General features: G+C 67.7%; 16 protein-coding genes and 1 pseudogene. 11 read left to right on the top strand and 6 right to left on the bottom strand.

All coding sequences use genetic code 11. The features are described from left to right. The first annotated feature begins 191 nt into the window (after positions 1 to 191). The gene (locus AC1Q7H_RS09190) at positions 192 to 1,118 is read left to right on the top strand and encodes a transcriptional regulator GcvA (protein WP_041228714.1); all 927 of its coding nucleotides are present in this window, start codon (positions 192 to 194) and stop codon (positions 1,116 to 1,118) included. A gap of 69 nt (positions 1,119 to 1,187) precedes the next feature. On the opposite strand, the gene AC1Q7H_RS09185 is transcribed toward AC1Q7H_RS09190, so the two are convergent. The 5 genes and pseudogenes from AC1Q7H_RS09185 to AC1Q7H_RS09165 all read right to left on the bottom strand — a co-directional run bounded on the left by AC1Q7H_RS09185 (position 1,188) and on the right by AC1Q7H_RS09165 (position 5,735). Next, positions 1,188 to 1,598 carry a thioesterase family protein gene (locus AC1Q7H_RS09185; protein WP_013953762.1) on the bottom strand — a complete coding sequence of 137 codons (411 nt, stop codon included), beginning with the start codon at positions 1,596 to 1,598 and terminating at the stop codon, positions 1,188 to 1,190. Between the two features lie 86 nt (positions 1,599 to 1,684). Further along, a complete protein-coding gene (locus tag AC1Q7H_RS09180; RefSeq protein WP_013953763.1) occupies positions 1,685 to 2,611 on the bottom strand; it encodes an amidohydrolase family protein in 927 nt (308 codons plus the stop codon). 4 nt (positions 2,612 to 2,615) lie between these two features. Next, positions 2,616 to 3,601 (bottom strand): annotated as a pseudogene (locus tag AC1Q7H_RS09175) (Bug family tripartite tricarboxylate transporter substrate binding protein). 52 nt (positions 3,602 to 3,653) lie between these two features. Continuing rightward, entirely contained in the window at positions 3,654 to 4,886 is a 1,233-nt protein-coding gene (locus AC1Q7H_RS09170; RefSeq protein WP_013953765.1) for a CaiB/BaiF CoA transferase family protein, read from the bottom strand. A gap of 69 nt (positions 4,887 to 4,955) precedes the next feature. Continuing rightward, entirely contained in the window at positions 4,956 to 5,735 is a 780-nt protein-coding gene (locus tag AC1Q7H_RS09165; protein WP_013953766.1) for an enoyl-CoA hydratase-related protein, read from the bottom strand. Positions 5,736 to 6,009: 274 nt separating this feature from the next. Here AC1Q7H_RS09165 and gbd point away from each other — a divergent pair, with 274 nt between their 5' ends. The 10 genes from gbd to AC1Q7H_RS09115 all read left to right on the top strand — a co-directional run bounded on the left by gbd (position 6,010) and on the right by AC1Q7H_RS09115 (position 15,961). After that, a complete protein-coding gene (gene gbd / locus AC1Q7H_RS09160) occupies positions 6,010 to 7,149 on the top strand; it encodes a 4-hydroxybutyrate dehydrogenase (protein ID WP_153953309.1) in 1,140 nt (379 codons plus the stop codon). Between the two features lie 83 nt (positions 7,150 to 7,232). Then, on the top strand, positions 7,233 to 8,213 hold the full coding sequence (locus AC1Q7H_RS09155; protein WP_492381134.1) for a DctP family TRAP transporter solute-binding subunit: 981 nt from the start codon (positions 7,233 to 7,235) through the stop codon (positions 8,211 to 8,213). Between the two features lie 11 nt (positions 8,214 to 8,224). Further along, complete coding sequence (locus AC1Q7H_RS09150; protein WP_114133179.1) at positions 8,225 to 9,157, top strand: amidohydrolase family protein; 933 nt, start codon at positions 8,225 to 8,227, stop codon at positions 9,155 to 9,157. A gap of 27 nt (positions 9,158 to 9,184) precedes the next feature. Then, complete coding sequence (locus tag AC1Q7H_RS09145; protein WP_013953770.1) at positions 9,185 to 9,685, top strand: TRAP transporter small permease; 501 nt, start codon at positions 9,185 to 9,187, stop codon at positions 9,683 to 9,685. Between the two features lie 16 nt (positions 9,686 to 9,701). Continuing rightward, positions 9,702 to 10,979, top strand: a complete 1,278-nt coding sequence (locus AC1Q7H_RS09140; protein ID WP_153953307.1) for a TRAP transporter large permease — start codon at positions 9,702 to 9,704, stop codon at positions 10,977 to 10,979. Between the two features lie 40 nt (positions 10,980 to 11,019). Further along, a complete protein-coding gene (locus AC1Q7H_RS09135) occupies positions 11,020 to 11,196 on the top strand; it encodes a hypothetical protein (protein ID WP_153953306.1) in 177 nt (58 codons plus the stop codon). 41 nt (positions 11,197 to 11,237) lie between these two features. Continuing rightward, positions 11,238 to 11,846, top strand: coding sequence for a PPC domain-containing DNA-binding protein (locus AC1Q7H_RS09130; protein ID WP_492381133.1), 609 nt, complete (start codon positions 11,238 to 11,240; stop codon positions 11,844 to 11,846). A gap of 512 nt (positions 11,847 to 12,358) precedes the next feature. Beyond that, positions 12,359 to 13,738: an amino acid permease gene (locus AC1Q7H_RS09125; RefSeq protein WP_492381132.1), complete on the top strand. Its 1,380-nt coding sequence runs from the start codon at positions 12,359 to 12,361 to the stop codon at positions 13,736 to 13,738. 81 nt (positions 13,739 to 13,819) lie between these two features. Continuing rightward, complete coding sequence (locus AC1Q7H_RS09120) at positions 13,820 to 14,809, top strand: ferritin-like domain-containing protein (RefSeq protein ID WP_492377951.1); 990 nt, start codon at positions 13,820 to 13,822, stop codon at positions 14,807 to 14,809. A gap of 9 nt (positions 14,810 to 14,818) precedes the next feature. After that, a complete protein-coding gene (locus AC1Q7H_RS09115) occupies positions 14,819 to 15,961 on the top strand; it encodes a glycosyltransferase (protein WP_013953777.1) in 1,143 nt (380 codons plus the stop codon). Between the two features lie 15 nt (positions 15,962 to 15,976). Here the strand turns inward: AC1Q7H_RS09115 and hpnA are convergent, their stop codons facing one another. Next, positions 15,977 to 16,984, bottom strand: coding sequence for a hopanoid-associated sugar epimerase (gene hpnA / locus AC1Q7H_RS09110; RefSeq protein ID WP_153953303.1), 1,008 nt, complete (start codon positions 16,982 to 16,984; stop codon positions 15,977 to 15,979). Positions 16,985 to 17,054: the final 70 nt, after the last annotated feature.

The following is a 17,054-nucleotide window of genomic DNA, read 5'->3' as shown; positions in this document are numbered from 1 at the left end:
ATGCGCATTGTCATGCTGGCCTAGGCTTATCGAGCTGCCCGGCGGGCCGCAAACGGGGCGGCCGTGAATTCACCTACATGGGGACAGGCCCTATTCCCATGGCCCGGCACGAATGCTATCGTGCAGCGGCTTGCCGGTGCCACAGCACCCCGCATGCCGGCAAGGCGTCTACAGGATTGCGTACCCCCGATATGTCGAGACAGATTCCCCCACTCAACCCGCTCAGGGCGTTCGAAGTGGCTGCCCGGCATCTGAGCTTCACGCGGGCCGCGGAGGAATTATTCGTCACGCCGTCGGCAGTCAGCCACCAGATCAAGGCACTGGAAGAAAGCCTTGGCGTGCAGTTGTTTATCCGCGAGGCCAAGGCGCTGGTCCTGACACCCGCCGGCACCGCCTACCTGCCCAGCGTGCAGCTGGCCTTCAAGCAGCTCGCCGATGCCACGCACCGCCTGCATAGCAAGGACCGCCCCGCGCTGAAGGTCAACATGCCGCCCACGTTCGCGGTCAAATGGCTGATCCCGCGCATGGACCGCTTCATGAAGGCGCACCCGGATATCGACCTGAAGGTGTCCACCTCGAACCATCGCATCGACTTCGAGCGCGACGATTTCGACATGGCGATCCGCTATGGCCGCGGCGATTACCCCGGCCTGCACTGCGAGCTTTGCATGGCGGTCGAAGTCATCCCCGTGTGCAGCCCGGCGCTGCTGCAAGGTTCTCTGCCGCTCGAAACGCCGTCCGACCTGAAGCACCATACGCTGCTGCACGACGACAGCACGTATACGGACGTGAGCAACCCCGACTGGGCAATGTGGCTTGAGCACGCCGGCGTGACCGATGTCGATGCCAGCCGCGGGCCGTCGTTCTGGCCAAGCCACCTGGTCATCAACGCCGCGCTTAATGGCCTGGGCGTGGCGCTGGTCAAGAAGAACTGGATCGAGCAGGACCTGGCCGAAGGCCGGCTGGTGCGATTGTTCGAAGCGATCCGGCTGCCGGTCGAATTCTCTTACTTCGTGGTCTTCCCGAAGGAGAGGCTGGAGGATCGTCGCATCCGCAGCTTCACTGACTGGATCCGCGCGGAAGTGTCGGCGGACCAGCAGCAGCCGGCCCCCGTCTGAGCGCAGCTTGCGGGGCGCGTCCCGCAAGCTGCCCGTGCCCGCCGCACCGGACAGGCAAACAGCGCGGCTTCAGGCCACGGCCGGCATCGACGCCGTCTTCTTCTGCACGCGTGCGCGCAAACGCTCGACATCGACAATGAAGCGGCGATGCGTGCCGCTGCAAACCCGCTCCACCGCATCGTCGGCGGTCACGCTAAATGTGACACTGCGGCCGTCGACGGCCGTGATCTCGGCATGGATGCGCACCTCGCCGCCCAGCGGCGTGGCACCGGTGTGTTGCACCGAGACCTCCGCGCCGACCGAGCTTTCACCGTCATCGAGAAAGCCTTGCACGAAGTCGAGGCAAGTCTGCTCAATGTCGCGTACCAGCTCGGGCGTGGCGTAGATGCGCAGGCTTTCGCCGAGAAAATCTATGGTGCGCTGGCGGTCGACTGTCAGCGTGCGCGCGCAGGTCGCGCCCGGTTGCAATCCGTTCTTCATCAGGGGTTCCTTTCAGGTTTATGGACGAAGCCGCCCGGCCCGCCGCAGCGCGAGCCGGGCGGGTGGCGGATCCTTGTGATGCACTGCTACAGGCGATAGAAGCGCGCGGCGTTGTCGTGCCACAGCGCGCGCTGCTGTTCGGGTGAATAGACGGCGATGGCGGCGCGGAAGCCTGCGACGATGGTGTCGTAGCTCGCCACGAGGCTGTCCACCGGATAGTTGCTGGCGAACATGCAGCGCTCCGTGCCGAAGATGGCGATGGCATCGCGGATCACGGGCACGTTGTCGGCCTGCGTCCACGGCTTGCCCGGCAATCCCAGGCCAGAGATCTTCACGGCAACATTGGGTTGCCTGGCCAGCTCGGCCATCGCGGCGCGCCAGCCGGCCAGGCCGGCTTCACTGCGGTCAGCCGGCAACCCGGTATGGTTCAGGATCAGCTGCGTGCCCGGGAAATCCCGTGCCAGTGCTGCCGCCTGATCCATGTTCCACCACGGCGCCTGCAGGTCGAAGGACATGCCATGGCGAGCAAGCAAGGCATAGCCTCGCCGCCAGCGCTCATCGTCCATCGAGCCCGGCACGCCGCGCCGCGCGTCCTCGCGCCGCGCCGCGGTCACGGGCTTGTTGCGGATGCCGCGCATCATGGCGTAGGCGGCATGCCCCGCCAGCACTCCATCGACATCGCCTCGGTCAAGCTGGGCATGGCCGACAATCACCGTTGGCCGGCCTGTCTGCGCGGCGAGCTGCGTCAGCCACGCGGTCTCGTCGCCAGGATTGGCGCGCGCCCATTCGGCTTCCACGTGCACCGTCTTCACCGGCGCGCAGCCAGCCGTGTCACGGGCAAGATCCTCCGGAAGATAGTTCCTGCGCAGCGCCGAGTAATCGCCATAGCGGAAGTTCGGCACGGTTTCGTCCTGCAGCCACGGGTAAGGGTTGCGCGCCAGGTTCCAGAAATGCTGGTGTGCATCGATAAAAGGCTCGACGGGCGCCGCGCTCTCCGCAGGTGTGTCGCGCATGGGCCTACTCCCTGACGCTGATGCGGCTGGCGAGCTGCTTGAACTGCGCCGACTCCTTCACCATGGCGGCCTGCAGCGTCACGTCATCGGCATAGGTGTCGGTGCTGAAGTGCAGCTTCTCCAGCGTCTGGCGCATCACCGGCTCCTGCACGGATTTCGCAATCGCCGTCTTCAGTACCGCAATCACCTCGGGCGGCGTGCCCTTTGGCGCCGAGATGCCGCGCCAGATCCCCATCGACAGGTCGATATTGCGCTCCTTCAGCGTTGGCACGTTCTCGAAGCCGCCGACCCGCTTGTCCGCCATCACCGCCAACACCTTGAGCTTGCCCGCGGCCACATGCGTGAAGACCTCCGCCGTACTGACCGTGACCGCATCGATATGCCCGCCCAGCAGCGCGAGCGTAGCGGGAGCGTAGCGGGAGCGCCGCCGGCATAGGGAATGTGGTTGAATTTCGCGCCGGTCTTGTCCGCCAGCGCGGCGGCTGCCATATGCCACGCGGAGCCCTGCCCTGCGTTACCCACGCGGATATTGGCGTCCGGCTTGCGCGCATCGGCGACGAACTGCTCGATCGTGGTCCACGGCGCATCGGCCCGTACCGCCACGGCGGCCGGGTCCGCGTTCAGGCGAGCGACGGGGATCAGGTCCTGGTAAGTGAACTTGGCCAGCCCGAGGTAGTTCAGGAAGGTCAGCTCGCTGGACGACAGCACCAGCTTGTAGCCATCCGGCTTCGCGTGAACCACTTCGCCCAAGCCTACCGCGCCGGTGGCGCCCGGCTTGTTGATGACGACGATCGGCTGCGGCAGGTGCCTGGCGGCCGCGGCGGACAGCGCGCGCGCCACCACGTCCGCCCCGCCGCCTGCCTGCCACGGCACAATCAGTTCGATGCGCCGGCTAGGGTATGTTTCCGCACTCGCCGTGGCTGTACCGCCCAGCAGCCCCAGTACCACGGCCGCCGGCATCGCCCAGCGCCGCATTAGCGAACGTGACATCGTCATGGTTGTCTCCTGTCTTTTATCGGTATAGATGATGACCGCGGTGCGCTCAGGCGGCACCGCGTTCCAGTTCCTGTGCCCGGGCCGGTGCGCCGAACGCCCCCTGCGCACGCAGCCGCGTGACGGTGGCCGCGTCCAGGCCGAACTCGCCCAGCACCTCATCGGTATGCTGGCCCAGCAACGGCGCCGGATAGCGCACCTGCTGCGGCGTGCCGCTCAGCTTGACCGGGAACCCCAGCGCCTTGACCCGCCCTTCGACCGGGTGATCGATCTCCAGCACCATGTCCCGCGCCACCGCCTGTTCGCTGGCCAGCGCTTCGTCGTAGGTGAAGATCGGTGCCGCCGGCACACCAGCCGCCAGCAGCGCATCCACCCACTCCGCCGCCGGCTTGCGCGCGAATTCTGCCTCAATTTCAGGAATCAGCGCGGCGCGGTTGCGGATGCGGGCGGCGTTGTCGGTAAAGCGCGGATCGGCAAGCAGGTCGGGCCGCTCGATGACCTCGCACAGCGCGGCCCACAGCTTGGGGTTGGCCGCGCCGATGACAAAGTGCCGGTCGGCGGCGCGCACAGCCTGGTACGGCGCACTCATGCGGTTGGCGCTGCCGATCGGTACCGGCACGGCGCCGGTGCCCCAAAACTCGGCCGACTCCCATACCGACAACCCCAGCGCCGTCTCGAACAGCGACGCATCCACATATTGTCCCTGTCCGGTATGCTCGCGCCCCATCAGCGCGCTCAGGACGCCATAGGCAGTGAACAGCCCGGCCCCCAGGTCGGCGATCGGCACGCTAGCCTTGACCGGCGGCGCGTCCGGATGGCCCATCACGCTCATCACGCCTGACATGGCCTGCGCGATCAGGTCCAGCCCCGGGCGTCGCGACCACGGTCCGGTCTGGCCGAAGCCGGAGATGCTCGCGTAGACCAGGCGCGGGTTAATCTCGCGCAGCACCGCATAGTCGATCTTCAAACGAGCGGCCACGCCCGGGCGGTTGTTTTCCACCAGCACGTCGGCGCCGCGCACCAGTTCATAGAAAGCCTCCAGGCCGGCCGGGTTCTTCAGGTCAATCTCGACACTGCGCTTGTTACGGTTCAGCGCCAGGAAGCCGCCGCTGTCATCGCCCTTGAGCCGGAAACCCATTGACTTGCGGGTCTGGTCGCCGGCACCCGGCGCTTCGACCTTGATAACATCGGCGCCCATGTCGCCCAGCAGCATGCAGCAGAACGGACCCGCCATGATCTGGCTGACGTCCAGGACCTTGATTTTCGATAACGGCAAATTCATGGATACCACCTGAGGTTGAGGCAGCCGCATGGGAATGACGGTGCCACGGTGCTTGGAAAAAAGGTGCTTTCAACGGCCCACGAATTGCGGCCGGGTCTTGTCGATAAAGGCGCGGTGGCCGATACGGAAATCCTCGGTATCGAAGCAGACATAGGACTCGGCATGCTCTTCCGGACGCAGCGGCGTGGGGTCCGACAACCGGCGCACGAACTGCTTGTGCCAGCGCGCCACCAGCGGCGCGCCGGCGGCAATGCGGCGTGCTGTCGCGTAGGCTTCGTCAGGCACCGCCTCATCCGCCACCACTCGGTTGACGAGGCGCTTTTCCAGTGCCTCCGCAGCATCGAACACGCGGCCTTCCAGCACGATCTCCAGCGCGGTCGCCGGCCCCGCAAGCGCCACCAGCCCGCCCAGTTCGCCATACGACATCACCAGTCCGAGCCGGTTGACCGGCACGCCGAAGCGGCTTGACTCGCCGCAGATGCGGAGGTCGCACATCGAGGCGATCTCCAGCCCGCCGCCGACGCACGCGCCCTGGATCAGCGCGATGGTCGGGTGCCGGCATTCGGCAATGGCGCGCATGGTGGCGTTGGTGATCTCGCCATACTGCTGCGCCTGCGCCGCGTTGGCGCGCATGGTGTCGAACTCGGCGATGTCCGCGCCGGCGGCGAAGGCCTTGTCGCCGGCGCCGCGCAGCACCACGCAGCGCAGCGTGTCGTCGGCAGACAGGCCCTGAATGGCTTCGGTCAGGCCCTGCCACATGGATAGGTCCATGGCATTGAGCTTGTCCGGGTTATTCAGCGTGATGGTGGCGACCTGGGCGTCGCGCTCGATCAGGATCGGTTGTCTCATGGTTGTCGTTGGTGTGGAGGAGGCCCGGCATGTGCGGGCGGTGGTCCGGAATCCGGCTGGTCTGCGCCAGTCTAGGGCCCGCGTGGCGCGCCGCAAAACGAGAAAATCTCAGCGCCGTTTCAAGAAAAACTAGGCATTCGTTGCTGTGAATTTTTCTTGGGCTCCCTTCAAGTAAATCCACGTTGTTACCTGCGGGCCTTGTTTCTAGACTTCGTCACCAATGCAGCCGGCCCGCCTGCGGCGCCCGGCACACCACACACAGCACGGAGACAAGATGGCCCTCATCAACTACATCACCCAGATCCAGATCGACTTCGGCGCGATCGGGCTGCTGGCCCAGGAATGCGAACGCATCGGCATCACGCGCCCGCTGGTGGTCACCGACGCCGGCGTCAAGGCCGCGGGCATCGTCCAGCGCGTGCTGGAGCAGCTGCGCCCTGGCTGCGAAGCCGTGATCTACGACGGCACGCCGTCCAACCCGACCGAAGCCGCCATGCGCGAAGCCGTGCGCCTCTATGGCGACTACCGCTGCGACGGCATCATCGCGGTGGGCGGCGGCTCGCCCATCGACCTGGCCAAGGGCGTGGCAGTGTGCGCCACGCACGACGGCCCGCTGCGCCAGTTCGCCGCGATCGAAGGCGGCGTGGCGCGGATCACGCCTGCGACCGCGCCGGTGATCGCCATCCCCACCACTGCCGGCACCGGCAGCGAAGTCGGCCGCGGCGCGGTGCTGATCCTCGACGACGGCCGCAAAGTGGGCGTGCTGTCGCCTTACCTGGTGCCGCGCGTGGCGATCTGCGATCCCGAGCTGACCCTGGGCCTGCCGCCGATGCTGACCGCGGCCACCGGCATGGATGCCATCGCGCATTGCCTGGAGACCTTCATGGCGCCGGCCTTCAACCCGCCGGCCGACGGCATCGCGCTGGATGGCCTGCGCCGCGCCTGGCTACATATCGAACGCGCGCGGCGCGATCCACAGGACCGTGCCGCACGGCTGGCGATGATGAGCGCGTCGATGCAGGGCGCGTTGGCGTTCCAGAAAGGCCTGGGTTGCGTGCACAGCCTGAGCCATGCGCTCGGCGGGCTGATGCCAACGCTGCACCACGGCACCCTGAACGCGGTGCTGCTCCCGGCGGTGATCCGCTTCAATGCGGACGCGCCGTCGATGCAGGCAGAGGCCAAGCTGGAGCGCATCGCGCAGGCCATGGGCCTGCCCGACGCCGGCGCCATCGGCGCGGCCATCACGGACATGAACCAGCGCCTGGGCCTGCCGGCAGGCTTGCGGCAGATGGGTGTGGACCCTGCCCTGTTCCCCCGCGCGATCAACTACGCGCTGGCCGACCATTGCCACAAGACCAACCCGCGCGTGGCCAGCGCCGAAGACTACACGGCAATGCTGCAGGCCTCTCTGTAGATCGCGCGAAACACCCGCCCCCGCACGGGGCAGCACAGAGCCCGGCATACCCGACCGGGCCGCATGACAAACCAGGAGACACCATGAAACACGTTATCCCGCATATCGTGCTGGCGGCGCTATTGTCCGTCGCCGGCGTGGCCGCCGCGCAGACGCCCGTCAAGCTGCGCTTTGCCCATACCGTTCCGGAAACCGATTCGCAGCATCAGGCCGCGCTGGCCTTCAGCAAGAAGGTCAAGGAGCGCACGCAGGGCGGTGTCGAGATCCAGGTCTTTGCCAACAGCCAGCTCGGCAACGACACCACGCTGGTCACGGGCGTGCGCAGCGGCACCATCGACATCGGTGCCACCGGCAATCCCTTTGTCACCGGTCTGGTGCCGCGCCTGAACGTTCTCGACCTGCCCTACCAGTTCGAGGATGGCCCGTCGGCCTACAAGGTGCTGGACGGCGCGGTGGGCCTCTCGCTGCTCGACGAGCTGGGCGCGCACCGCATCAAGGGCCTGGCCTTCTGGGAAATCGGCTTCCGCAGCCTGGGTAACAACAAACGGCCCATCAACAAGGCCGAGGACATCCGCGGCCTGAAGATCCGCACCACGCCCAACCCTTCGCATATCAAGGCCTTCCAGCTGCTGGGTGCGAGCCCGCAGCCGATGCCGTTCGCCGAGGTCTTCGGCGCGTTGGAATCCGGTGCGGTGGACGGCCAGGAAAACCCGCCCACGCTGATGGTGTCGGCCAAGATGTACGAGGTGCAGAAGTACATCTCGATGACGCGCCACGCCTATACGGCGCTGGTGGTGCTGATGAATAAGGCCAGGTTTGATTCGCTCAAGCCTGAGTACCAGAAGGTGCTGCTGGAAGAAGCCGCGGCCGCCGCCAACTACCAGCGCAAGCTCAACGCCGACAACGAAGCGGCCGCAATCGCCACGCTGCGCGCCAAGGGCGTGCAGGTCAACGAGCATCCCGACAACTCCGGCATCCGCAAGGTAGTGCGCGAGGAAACGCGCCAGCTGTTCGTGCAGAAGAACGGCGACGCCGTGCTGCGCGCCATGGACGCCCAGCGGTAGGAGGACGAGCCATGCCGGTGCTACCCACCGCCATCGTCGACGCCCACCACCACCTGTGGCGGCTCGGCACGGCGCGCTACCCCTGGCTGCAGGAAGGATACGACCCTGCCGCCTTCTTCCTTGGCGACTACGCCACGCTGCGGCAGGACTTCGATCCGTCGGACTACCTGCGGCAGTGGGACGGGCTGCACCTGGCCGCCAGCGTGCATGTCGAAGCCGAACGGCATGCCGACGAGTCGATGGCCGAGACCGCGTGGCTGCATCAGGTCCACGCGCGACACGGCTTTCCCAATGCAGTGGTGGCGCATGCCGATTTCAACAGTGACACGCTGGCGGCGCAATTGCGCGCGCACCAGGCCTTCCCGCTGGTGCGGAGCGTGCGGTGCAAGCCGCGCACCAGCCGCACCGCCGATGGCAGCGTGCGCGGGCAGCCGGGCACGCTACAGGATCCGCGCTGGCAGTCCGGCCTGCAGCGGCTGGCCGAGCATGGTCTGGCGTGGGACCTGCGCGTGCCCTGGTGGCACCTTGAGGAAGCCGCGGAGGCGATAGCGGCCGTGCCGGGACTGGCGGTGGTGGTCGAGCACACCGGCCTGCCGTGGGACCGCTCGGAAGCCGGCCTGGGCGGCTGGCGCCGCGGACTCACGGCGCTGTCCAGCCTGCCCGGCGTGCACCTGAAGCTGTCCGAGTTCGGCCTGCCCGGCGCGGCGTGGGACCGCGCCGGCAATGTCGGCGTGATCCAGCAGGCGCTGGAAATCTTCGGCTGGCAGCGCTGCATGTTCGCCAGCAATCTGCCGGTTTCCGGCCTGCGCGCATCGCTGCATGAAATCGTCAACACCGTGGCCGCGGGGCTGGAATGCCTGCCCGACGCCGCCGCCCAAGCGGTGTGGCACGACAACGCCATGCGCTTTTACCGGATCGAGGCGCCCGCAGCGAGCCTGCGCTGACGCCCGTCCAACCAGGAGCTCCAAATCATGAACCGCATTACGCTCCGCCTGGCCCAGGGCGCCATGGTCGCCATGATGGCCACCATGATCGTGCTGGTCTTCGGCAACGTGGTCCTGCGCTACGTCTTCAATTCCGGCATTGCCTTCTCTGAGGAAGCCTCGCGCTTCATCTTCATGTGGCTGACGCTGACCGGCGCGCTGCTGGTGATGCACGACAAGGCTCACCTCGGCATGTCCACGGTGGTCTCGCGACTGGGGGAAAACGGCCAGCGCGCCTGCCGCCTGCTGGCCGATGCAGGCGCGCTGGGCTGCTGCCTGCTGCTGGCGCACGGCGCCTGGCAGCTGGTGGCGATCGGCATGGACGACCGTGCCCCCGTCACCGGCGTGCCGCTGGGCGTGGTCTATGCCTGCCTGCTGGTATGCAGCGTCGGCATGGCGGCGATTCTTCTGCACGGGCTGTGGCGGCTGGTCAGCGGCCGCATGCCGCAGCATGAACTGGTGCCGCAGTCCGGCGCCACCGGCGAATGACCGCGAGGAGCCCATCATGACCATCTTTGTCTTTGTCGGCTCGCTGCTGGGCGCGATGTCGCTCGGCATGCCCATCGCCTTTGCGCTGCTCGCTTCTGGTGTCGCGCTGATGCTGCACCTGGGCAACTTCGATACGCAGATCCTCGCGCAGAACATGCTCGAGGGCGTCAACAACTATCCGCTGATGGCGGTGCCGTTCTTCATGCTGGCCGGCGAGCTGATGAACGCCGGCGGGCTGTCGCAACGGATCGTGCGCGTGGCGAATGCGGCGGTCGGGCACGTGCGCGGCGGGCTGGGCTACGTGGCGATCATCGCGGCCACGGTGGTGGCCAGCATCTCCGGCTCGGCGGTGGCCGATACCGCCGCCGTCGCCGCGCTGCTGATCCCGATGATGCGCAACGCCGGCTACAACGTGCCGCGCGCCGCGGGCCTGATCGCAGCGGGCGGCATCATTGCGCCGGTGATCCCGCCGTCGATCGCCATCGTCGTGTTCGGCGTGGTCGCGCAGGTCTCGATCACCAAGCTGTTCCTGGCCGGCATCGCGCCCGGCGCCATGATGGCGCTGACGCTCGCCGTCACCTGGCACTTCTGCGCGCGCAAGGAGAAGCTGGCGCCGGTGGAACCGTTCAGTGCGCGCCGCCTGGCCAAGGCCGCGCTCGACGGCGTGTGGGCGCTGGTGCTGCCGGTGGTGATCATCGGCGGCATGAAGATCGGCGCCTTCACGCCGACCGAAGCCGCCGTGGTGGCGGTGGTCTACGCCATGGCGGTCGGCCGCTTCGTCTACGGCGAGCTGAAGCTGCGCGCGCTGCCGGATCTGATCGTCACCGCGGCCAAGACTTCCAGCACGGTGCTGTTCCTGGTGGCGTGCGCGCTGGTCTCGGCGTGGCTGATCACCATCGCCAACATCCCGGCACAGGTGACCGACCTGCTCGAGCCGTTCATCGACAACAAGATCCTGCTGATGTTCGTGATCATGGTCCTGGTGATCGTGGTCGGCACCGCGCTCGACCTGATGCCGACCGTGCTGATCATGACGCCGATCCTGATGCCGGTGATCACCAAGGCGGGCATCGACCCGGTGTACTTCGGCGTGATGTTCGTACTCAACAATGCCATCGGCCTGCTGACGCCGCCGGTCGGTACGGTGCTCAATGTGGTGGCCGGCACTTCCCGGTGCAGCCTGGACAGCGTGATCAGCGGCGTCTGGCCCTTCCTGCTGAGCCTGACCGCGCTGATGTTCCTGTTCGTGCTGTTCCCGCAGCTGATTCTCGTGCCGGCCGCATGGCTGCATTGAGGCCAACCGCGCGCCGCTTCCCTTCCTTGCAGGACACAAGATGTCATCCATCAACGAGATCGAGGACCTGCGTCGGCTCGCCCGGCAGCGGGTACCGCGCATGTTTTATGAGTACGCCGACTCCGGTTCGTGGACCGAGTCCGCATCGAAGTCCATATGGACGGCGGCACATCGTGCTGCCGCCGCATCCGCCTGCTCCGTAATTTTCTTGCCGTAGCCACAAACCCAACCGCAAACAAACCAGACAGGAGACTACAGATGATCCTTCGCATAACCCTGCGCGCCCGCCAGGCGCTCGCCATCCTCGCAGCGGCCACCTCCGTTGGCGGCCTCGCCCTGATGCCCGCGCCAGCCGCGGCGCAGCCGGCGCCATCCGCCGAATGCAGGACGGCACTGGACGCCCGTGCCCAGAACCCGAACTACCCGCGCGAGAGCGTGCCGCGCTACATCAAGACCCCCACCGGCTACCTGCTAGTGCTGCGCATGGGCGACAACGTCTTCGAGCAGATCGAAGCCTTTGCCATCTGCGAGAAGGTGCCCAGCGCAAGCCTGTCCGCGATCGGCTTCGCCAACGTCACGTTCGGCTTCTGGGATGCCGCGAAGAAGCAGTTCAACCCGCGCACCTTCCGCAACGTGGAGATGGCCAGCATCGTCGGCAGCCTGGCCTGGAAAGAAGGCAAGCCGTCGATTCATGCACACGGCGTGGCCGGCGACAGCAGTTTCGACACGTACGGCGGCCACATCCTGTCGATGGAGGTCGGCACCGGATCGCTGGAAGTGACGGTGACGGCCTATCCGCAGCAACTGGAACGCGGCATCGACCCGAGGATCGGCGCAAACGTGCTGGGGCTGCGCGATAGCCACTGACGGGCACTTCGCACACGCGGACCCAGAAGTCAATCACGTCGCCGCCCGGACCGGCAATTCGAGCTGGGCGTTCAGTAAAGGGCTCGATCGCAGGATTGGCTTCGACCATCATCCAGGTCCGGTAAACCTCATAGCTACCGAGGCTCAGCCGGCGTCCAGGCTTTGGGCTGAACTGCTCAATCGCGGAAGCTCAGGACTGCCGCGCGGCCTCGATCTCCTCCTTCAGGATCGGGATGGCGACCGACGTGTCAAGTTGAGCCGGAGGGGGGGCCGCTCCCGTGCCAGTACGGCAGGACCATCGAGCCACACAATTGCGCGCAGGGGTATCGCCGCTCCCATCGCCAGCAATCTTTCCTGATTTTCACGACGAATTCAGCAACAAATACCCCCGTTATCTGATTAACCTGCCCGCTATTTTCCGTTTGCGGCCCACCGCGGACGAGAAAATAGCTGCTCCCGCCGGCCCCACGAAGGCCGGCGCGGCCTTTCAGATGACACGGAGACAACGACACATGAGTGCAAGCGCAGAACATCTGCAACGCGGCCTGGGCGAACGCCATATCCGGCTGATGGCGCTGGGTTCGGCCATCGGCGTGGGCCTGTTCCTGGGCGCCGGCAATGCCATCAAGATGGCCGGCCCCGCCATCATGCTGGGCTACCTGATCGGCGGCGCGGTGATCTTCCTGGTCATGCGCGCGCTGGGCGAGATGGCCGTGCACAACCCCGTGGCCGGCTCCTTCTGCCGCTACGCGCAGGACCACATGGGCCCGCTGGCGGGCTACCTGACCGGCTGGAACTACTGGTTCCTGTGGCTGGTGACCTGCGTGGCGGAAATCACCGCCGTGGCCATCTACATGGGCATGTGGTTCCCCGACGTGCCGCGCTGGATCTGGGCACTGGCCGCGCTGGCGGCGATGGGCTCGGTCAACCTGATGGCGGTCAAGGCCTATGGCGAGTTCGAGTTCTGGTTCGCCATGATCAAAATCGTCACCATCGTGCTGATGCTGTTCGGCGGCGGCGCGATGATCGTGTTCGGCTTTGGCAACGGCGGTGTCGCCACCGGCATCTCCAACCTGTGGGCGCACGGCGGCTTTATGCCCAACGGCGCCTCCGGCGTGCTGATGTCGCTGCAGATGGTGATGTTCGCCTACCTGGGCGTGGAGATGATCGGCCTGACCGCCGGCGAGGCGCGCAACCCGAAGAAGTCGATCCCGGACGCGATCAACTCGGTGTTCTGGCGCATCCTGATCTTCTACGTGGGCGCGCTGTTCGTGATCCTGGCACTGTACCCGTGGAACGAGATCGGCGCCCAGGGCAGCCCCTTCGTGCTGACCTTCGAGCGGCTGGGCATCAAGACCGCCGCCGGCATCATCAACTTCGTGGTGCTGACCGCGGCGCTGTCGTCGTGCAACGGCGGCATCTTCAGCACCGGACGCATGCTGTACAACCTGGCGCAGCAGGGCCAGGCGCCCAAGGCCTTTGCCAGGGTCGACCGCAATGGCGTGCCGCGCCGCGCGCTGCTGGTGTCGATCGCCGCGCTGCTGTGCGGCGTTCTGCTCAATTACCTGGTGCCGGAGCAGGTCTTTGTCTGGGTGACGGCGATCTCCACCTTCGGCGCGGTCTGGACCTGGGCCATCATCCTGGTCACGCAGATCAACTTCCGCCGCAGCCTGTCGGCGGCCGAGCGCAAGGCGCTGGCCTTCCGCATGCCGTTCTGGCCGTATGGCTCCTACATCGCGCTGGCCTTCCTGGCGCTGGTGGTGGCGCTGATGGCCTACTTCCCGGAGACCCGCGTGGCGCTGTACGTGGGCCCGGGCTGGCTGGTCCTGCTGACGGTGTGCTACTACGCGCTGGACATGCGCTCGCGCGGGCCGGTCAGCTACCGCGCCTGACCTTGCCGTAGCCTGCGGGGTGCGCCGGCCGGCGCGCCTCGCTACAATGACCCCCGGGCAATCCAACGCCAGGGGGGCCGAATGTCCGAGACCACTGAGGTTGCTGGCAACGCGGCGGCCGCGCCGCCGCGCAACAGCGCCGCCGATGCCGAGGCCCGCGCCATCGCGGTTGCCGATACGGTCGCTCGCACTGCCGTCGAGCAGGCCGACCATACCATGCGCCACTGGACCGACCCCACCCCGGGGCCGGTGCGCATCGGCTCCCCGCAGCACCTGCAGACGTTCTGCAATATGCTGCTGCAGACCCACAACCCCTACAAACCCACCGTGATCGACTGGCCGAAGCTGTCGCCGGAGGCCCTGCACCGCGTCACCTCGCTGCCGATCTGGGACATCGCCGTGCAGACCGAGGGCCGCGCCTCGATCCGCGTCAAGACCTTTGCCGATACCGTCGGCGATCCGCTGCTGCGCAGCGCGCTGGAAATGGACGGCGGCGAGGAGGCGCGCCACAAGGTGGTGCTGTCGAAGCTGGTCGAGGCCTATGGCATCGCGCTCGCGCCCGAGCCTGACTACCCGCCACCTGACGATCCGGAATGGGGCTGGCTGGTCACCGGCTACAGCGAGTGCATCGACAGCTTTTTCGCCTTCGGCCTGTTCGCCGCGGCCAGGCGCTCGGGCTTCTTCCCCGCCGAGCTGGTCGAGACCTTCGAGCCGGTGATCCAGGAGGAAGGCCGCCATATCCTGTTCTTCGTCAACTGGGCCGCCTGGTACCGGCGCAACCTGCCGTGGTGGCGCCGCCCGCTGTTTGCGCTGAAGGTGGCGCGGGTGTGGGCCTTCCTGGTCTGGGAGCGCATCGGCATTGCGCGCGGCATCGACACCGACGGCGTGGCCCAGGACGCCAACTTCACCATGAACGGTTCCGCGGCGCTGGGCGAAGCCCTGACGCCGGGCGCGATGATCGACCTGTGCCTGGCCGAGAACGACCGGCGCATGGCCGGCTACGACGCGCGCCTGCTGCGCCCGGAAACCGTGCCGCGGCTGGCCCGGCTGGCGCGGCGCTTCGTCAAATAGGGCCGGCCCATGCACCTTGCGTTGGCGTTGTCACTGCTGTCGCTGGCGGTCTGGCTGGTGCTGATCTTTGCCCGTGCCGGCTTCTGGCGCGTGCGCAAGCCGGCTGCCGCACCGGATCCCGCGGCCTGGCCAGACGTGGTCGCGGTCATCCCAGCCCGCAACGAGGCCGAGGTGATCGGCCGCGCCGTGGCCGGCGTGCTGGGCCAGCGCTACCCGGGCCGGCTGGCGCTGGTGGTGGTGGACGACCACAGCCAGGACGGCACCGCCGATATCGCCCGCGCCGCCGCCGCGGCCACCGCGCGCCCGCGGGGGCTGACCGTGATCGGCGCCCGCGAGCTGCCGGCCGGCTGGAGCGGCAAGGTCTGGGCCCAATCCGAAGGGCTGGCCGCGGCCGACCGCATCGCCGCGCAGGCCCGCTACGTCTGGCTGACCGATGCCGATATCTGGCACGGCCCCGGCGTGCTGGCCGCGCTGGTGGCGCGCGCCGAGCACGAGCGGCGCGACCTGGTCTCGCTGATGGTGCGGCTGCGCTGCGAATCCGCCTGGGAACGGCTGATCGTGCCGGCCTTTGTCTTCTTCTTCGCCAAGCTCTACCCCTTCGCCCGCGTGCGCGATGGCCGCAGCCGCGTGGCCGCCGCGGCCGGGGGCTGCATGCTGGCCAGCCGGGCGGCGCTGGCGCGCATTGGCGGCTTTGCCGCCATCCGCGGCGAGCTGATCGACGACTGCAGCCTGGCCTCGCGCATCAAGCCCGGCGGCGCGATCCGCCTGGACCTGGCCGACGACAGCGTGTCGTTGCGGCCCTACAACGACTGGCGCAGCCTGTGGGACATGATCGCGCGCAGCGCCTACACCCAGCTGCGCTATTCGCCGCTGCTGCTGGGCGGCGCGGTGGCGGGCATGGCGCTGACCTACCTGGTGCCGCCGGTGCTGGCGCTCGGCTGGCGGCTGTGGCCGGCATGGCTGGCCTGGGGCGCGATGACCCTGGCCTACCTGCCGATGCTGCGCGAATACCGGCAGCCGGCGTGGCTGGCGCCGCTGCTGCCGGTCACGGCGCTGTTCTACCTGGGGGCGACCATCGACTCGGCACGGCGCTACTGGCTGCGGCGCGGCGGGCAGTGGAAGGGCCGGGCGCAGGCGCCGGTGCGGTCCTGAGCGTGCCGTGCCAGCTTAGCGCTTGTCGAGATACCCCTGCGCCCGGAACCACTCCAGCGCGTCCCGCAAGCCCTCCTGGTATGGCCGCGGCTGATAGCCCAGCACCTTGCGCGCCTTGTCTGATGTAAAGAACATCCGGTACCGGGACATATTGAGTCCATCTACAGTGATGAACGGCTCCTTGCCGGTAAAGCGCGCCGCCGCCTCCGCCCCGTACGCCAGCGGGTACAGCGGCCAGCGCGGCAGCTGCATGGTCGGCGGGCGCCGGCCGCACATCTGCGCGATGTCGCGCAGCATCTGCTGCAGCATCACGTCCTGGCCGCCCAGGATGTAGCGCTCGCCGGCCTGGCCGCGTTCCAGCGCCAGGAAATGCCCTTCGGCCACGTCATCCACATGCGCCAGGTTCAGGCCGGTATCGACAAAGGCGGGGATCTTGCCCGTGGCGGCCTCGACGATGATGCGCCCGGTCGGCGTCGGCCGCACGTCGCGCGGGCCGATCGGGGTGGACGGGTTGACGATGACCGCCGGCAGGCCACGCTCGGCCACCAGCTTTTCGACCACGCGCTCGGCCAGCACCTTGCTGCGCTTGTAGGCGCCGATGGCCTCGTGCGGGCGCAGCGCCGCGGTCTCGTCCACCGGCGCCCGCGCGCCGGCCACGCGCAGCGTCGCCACGCTGCTGGTATAGACCACCCGCTCGACGCCGGCCTGCTGCGCAGCCTCCATCACGGCCAGGGTGCCGTCGACGTTGGTGCGCACGATGTCCTCGGGGTCCGGCGCCCACAGCCGGTAGTCGGCGGCCACATGGAACAGGTAGCGCACGCCCTGCAGCGCGGCGGCCACCGCGCCGGCGTCGCGCATGTCGCCTTCCGCCACGGTCACCGGCAGCCCGGCCAGGTTGGTCCGCGGGCTCTGCGGGCGCACCAGCACGCGCACCCGGAAGCCGCGTGCCAGCGCCCTGCGCGCCACCGCCGAGCCCAGAAAGCCCGAGGCGCCTGTCACCAGCACGTCATCGTTTTTCGTCATAAACCCGTTTTCCCGTGAGGCGGGGTGGGGGGGGGGGGGGGGGGGGGGGGGGGGGGGGGGGGGGGGTAGG

This window comes from Cupriavidus sp. GW823-FHT06D04, assembly GCF_058795055.1.
This window is presented reverse-complemented; position numbering and strand designations above follow the sequence as displayed.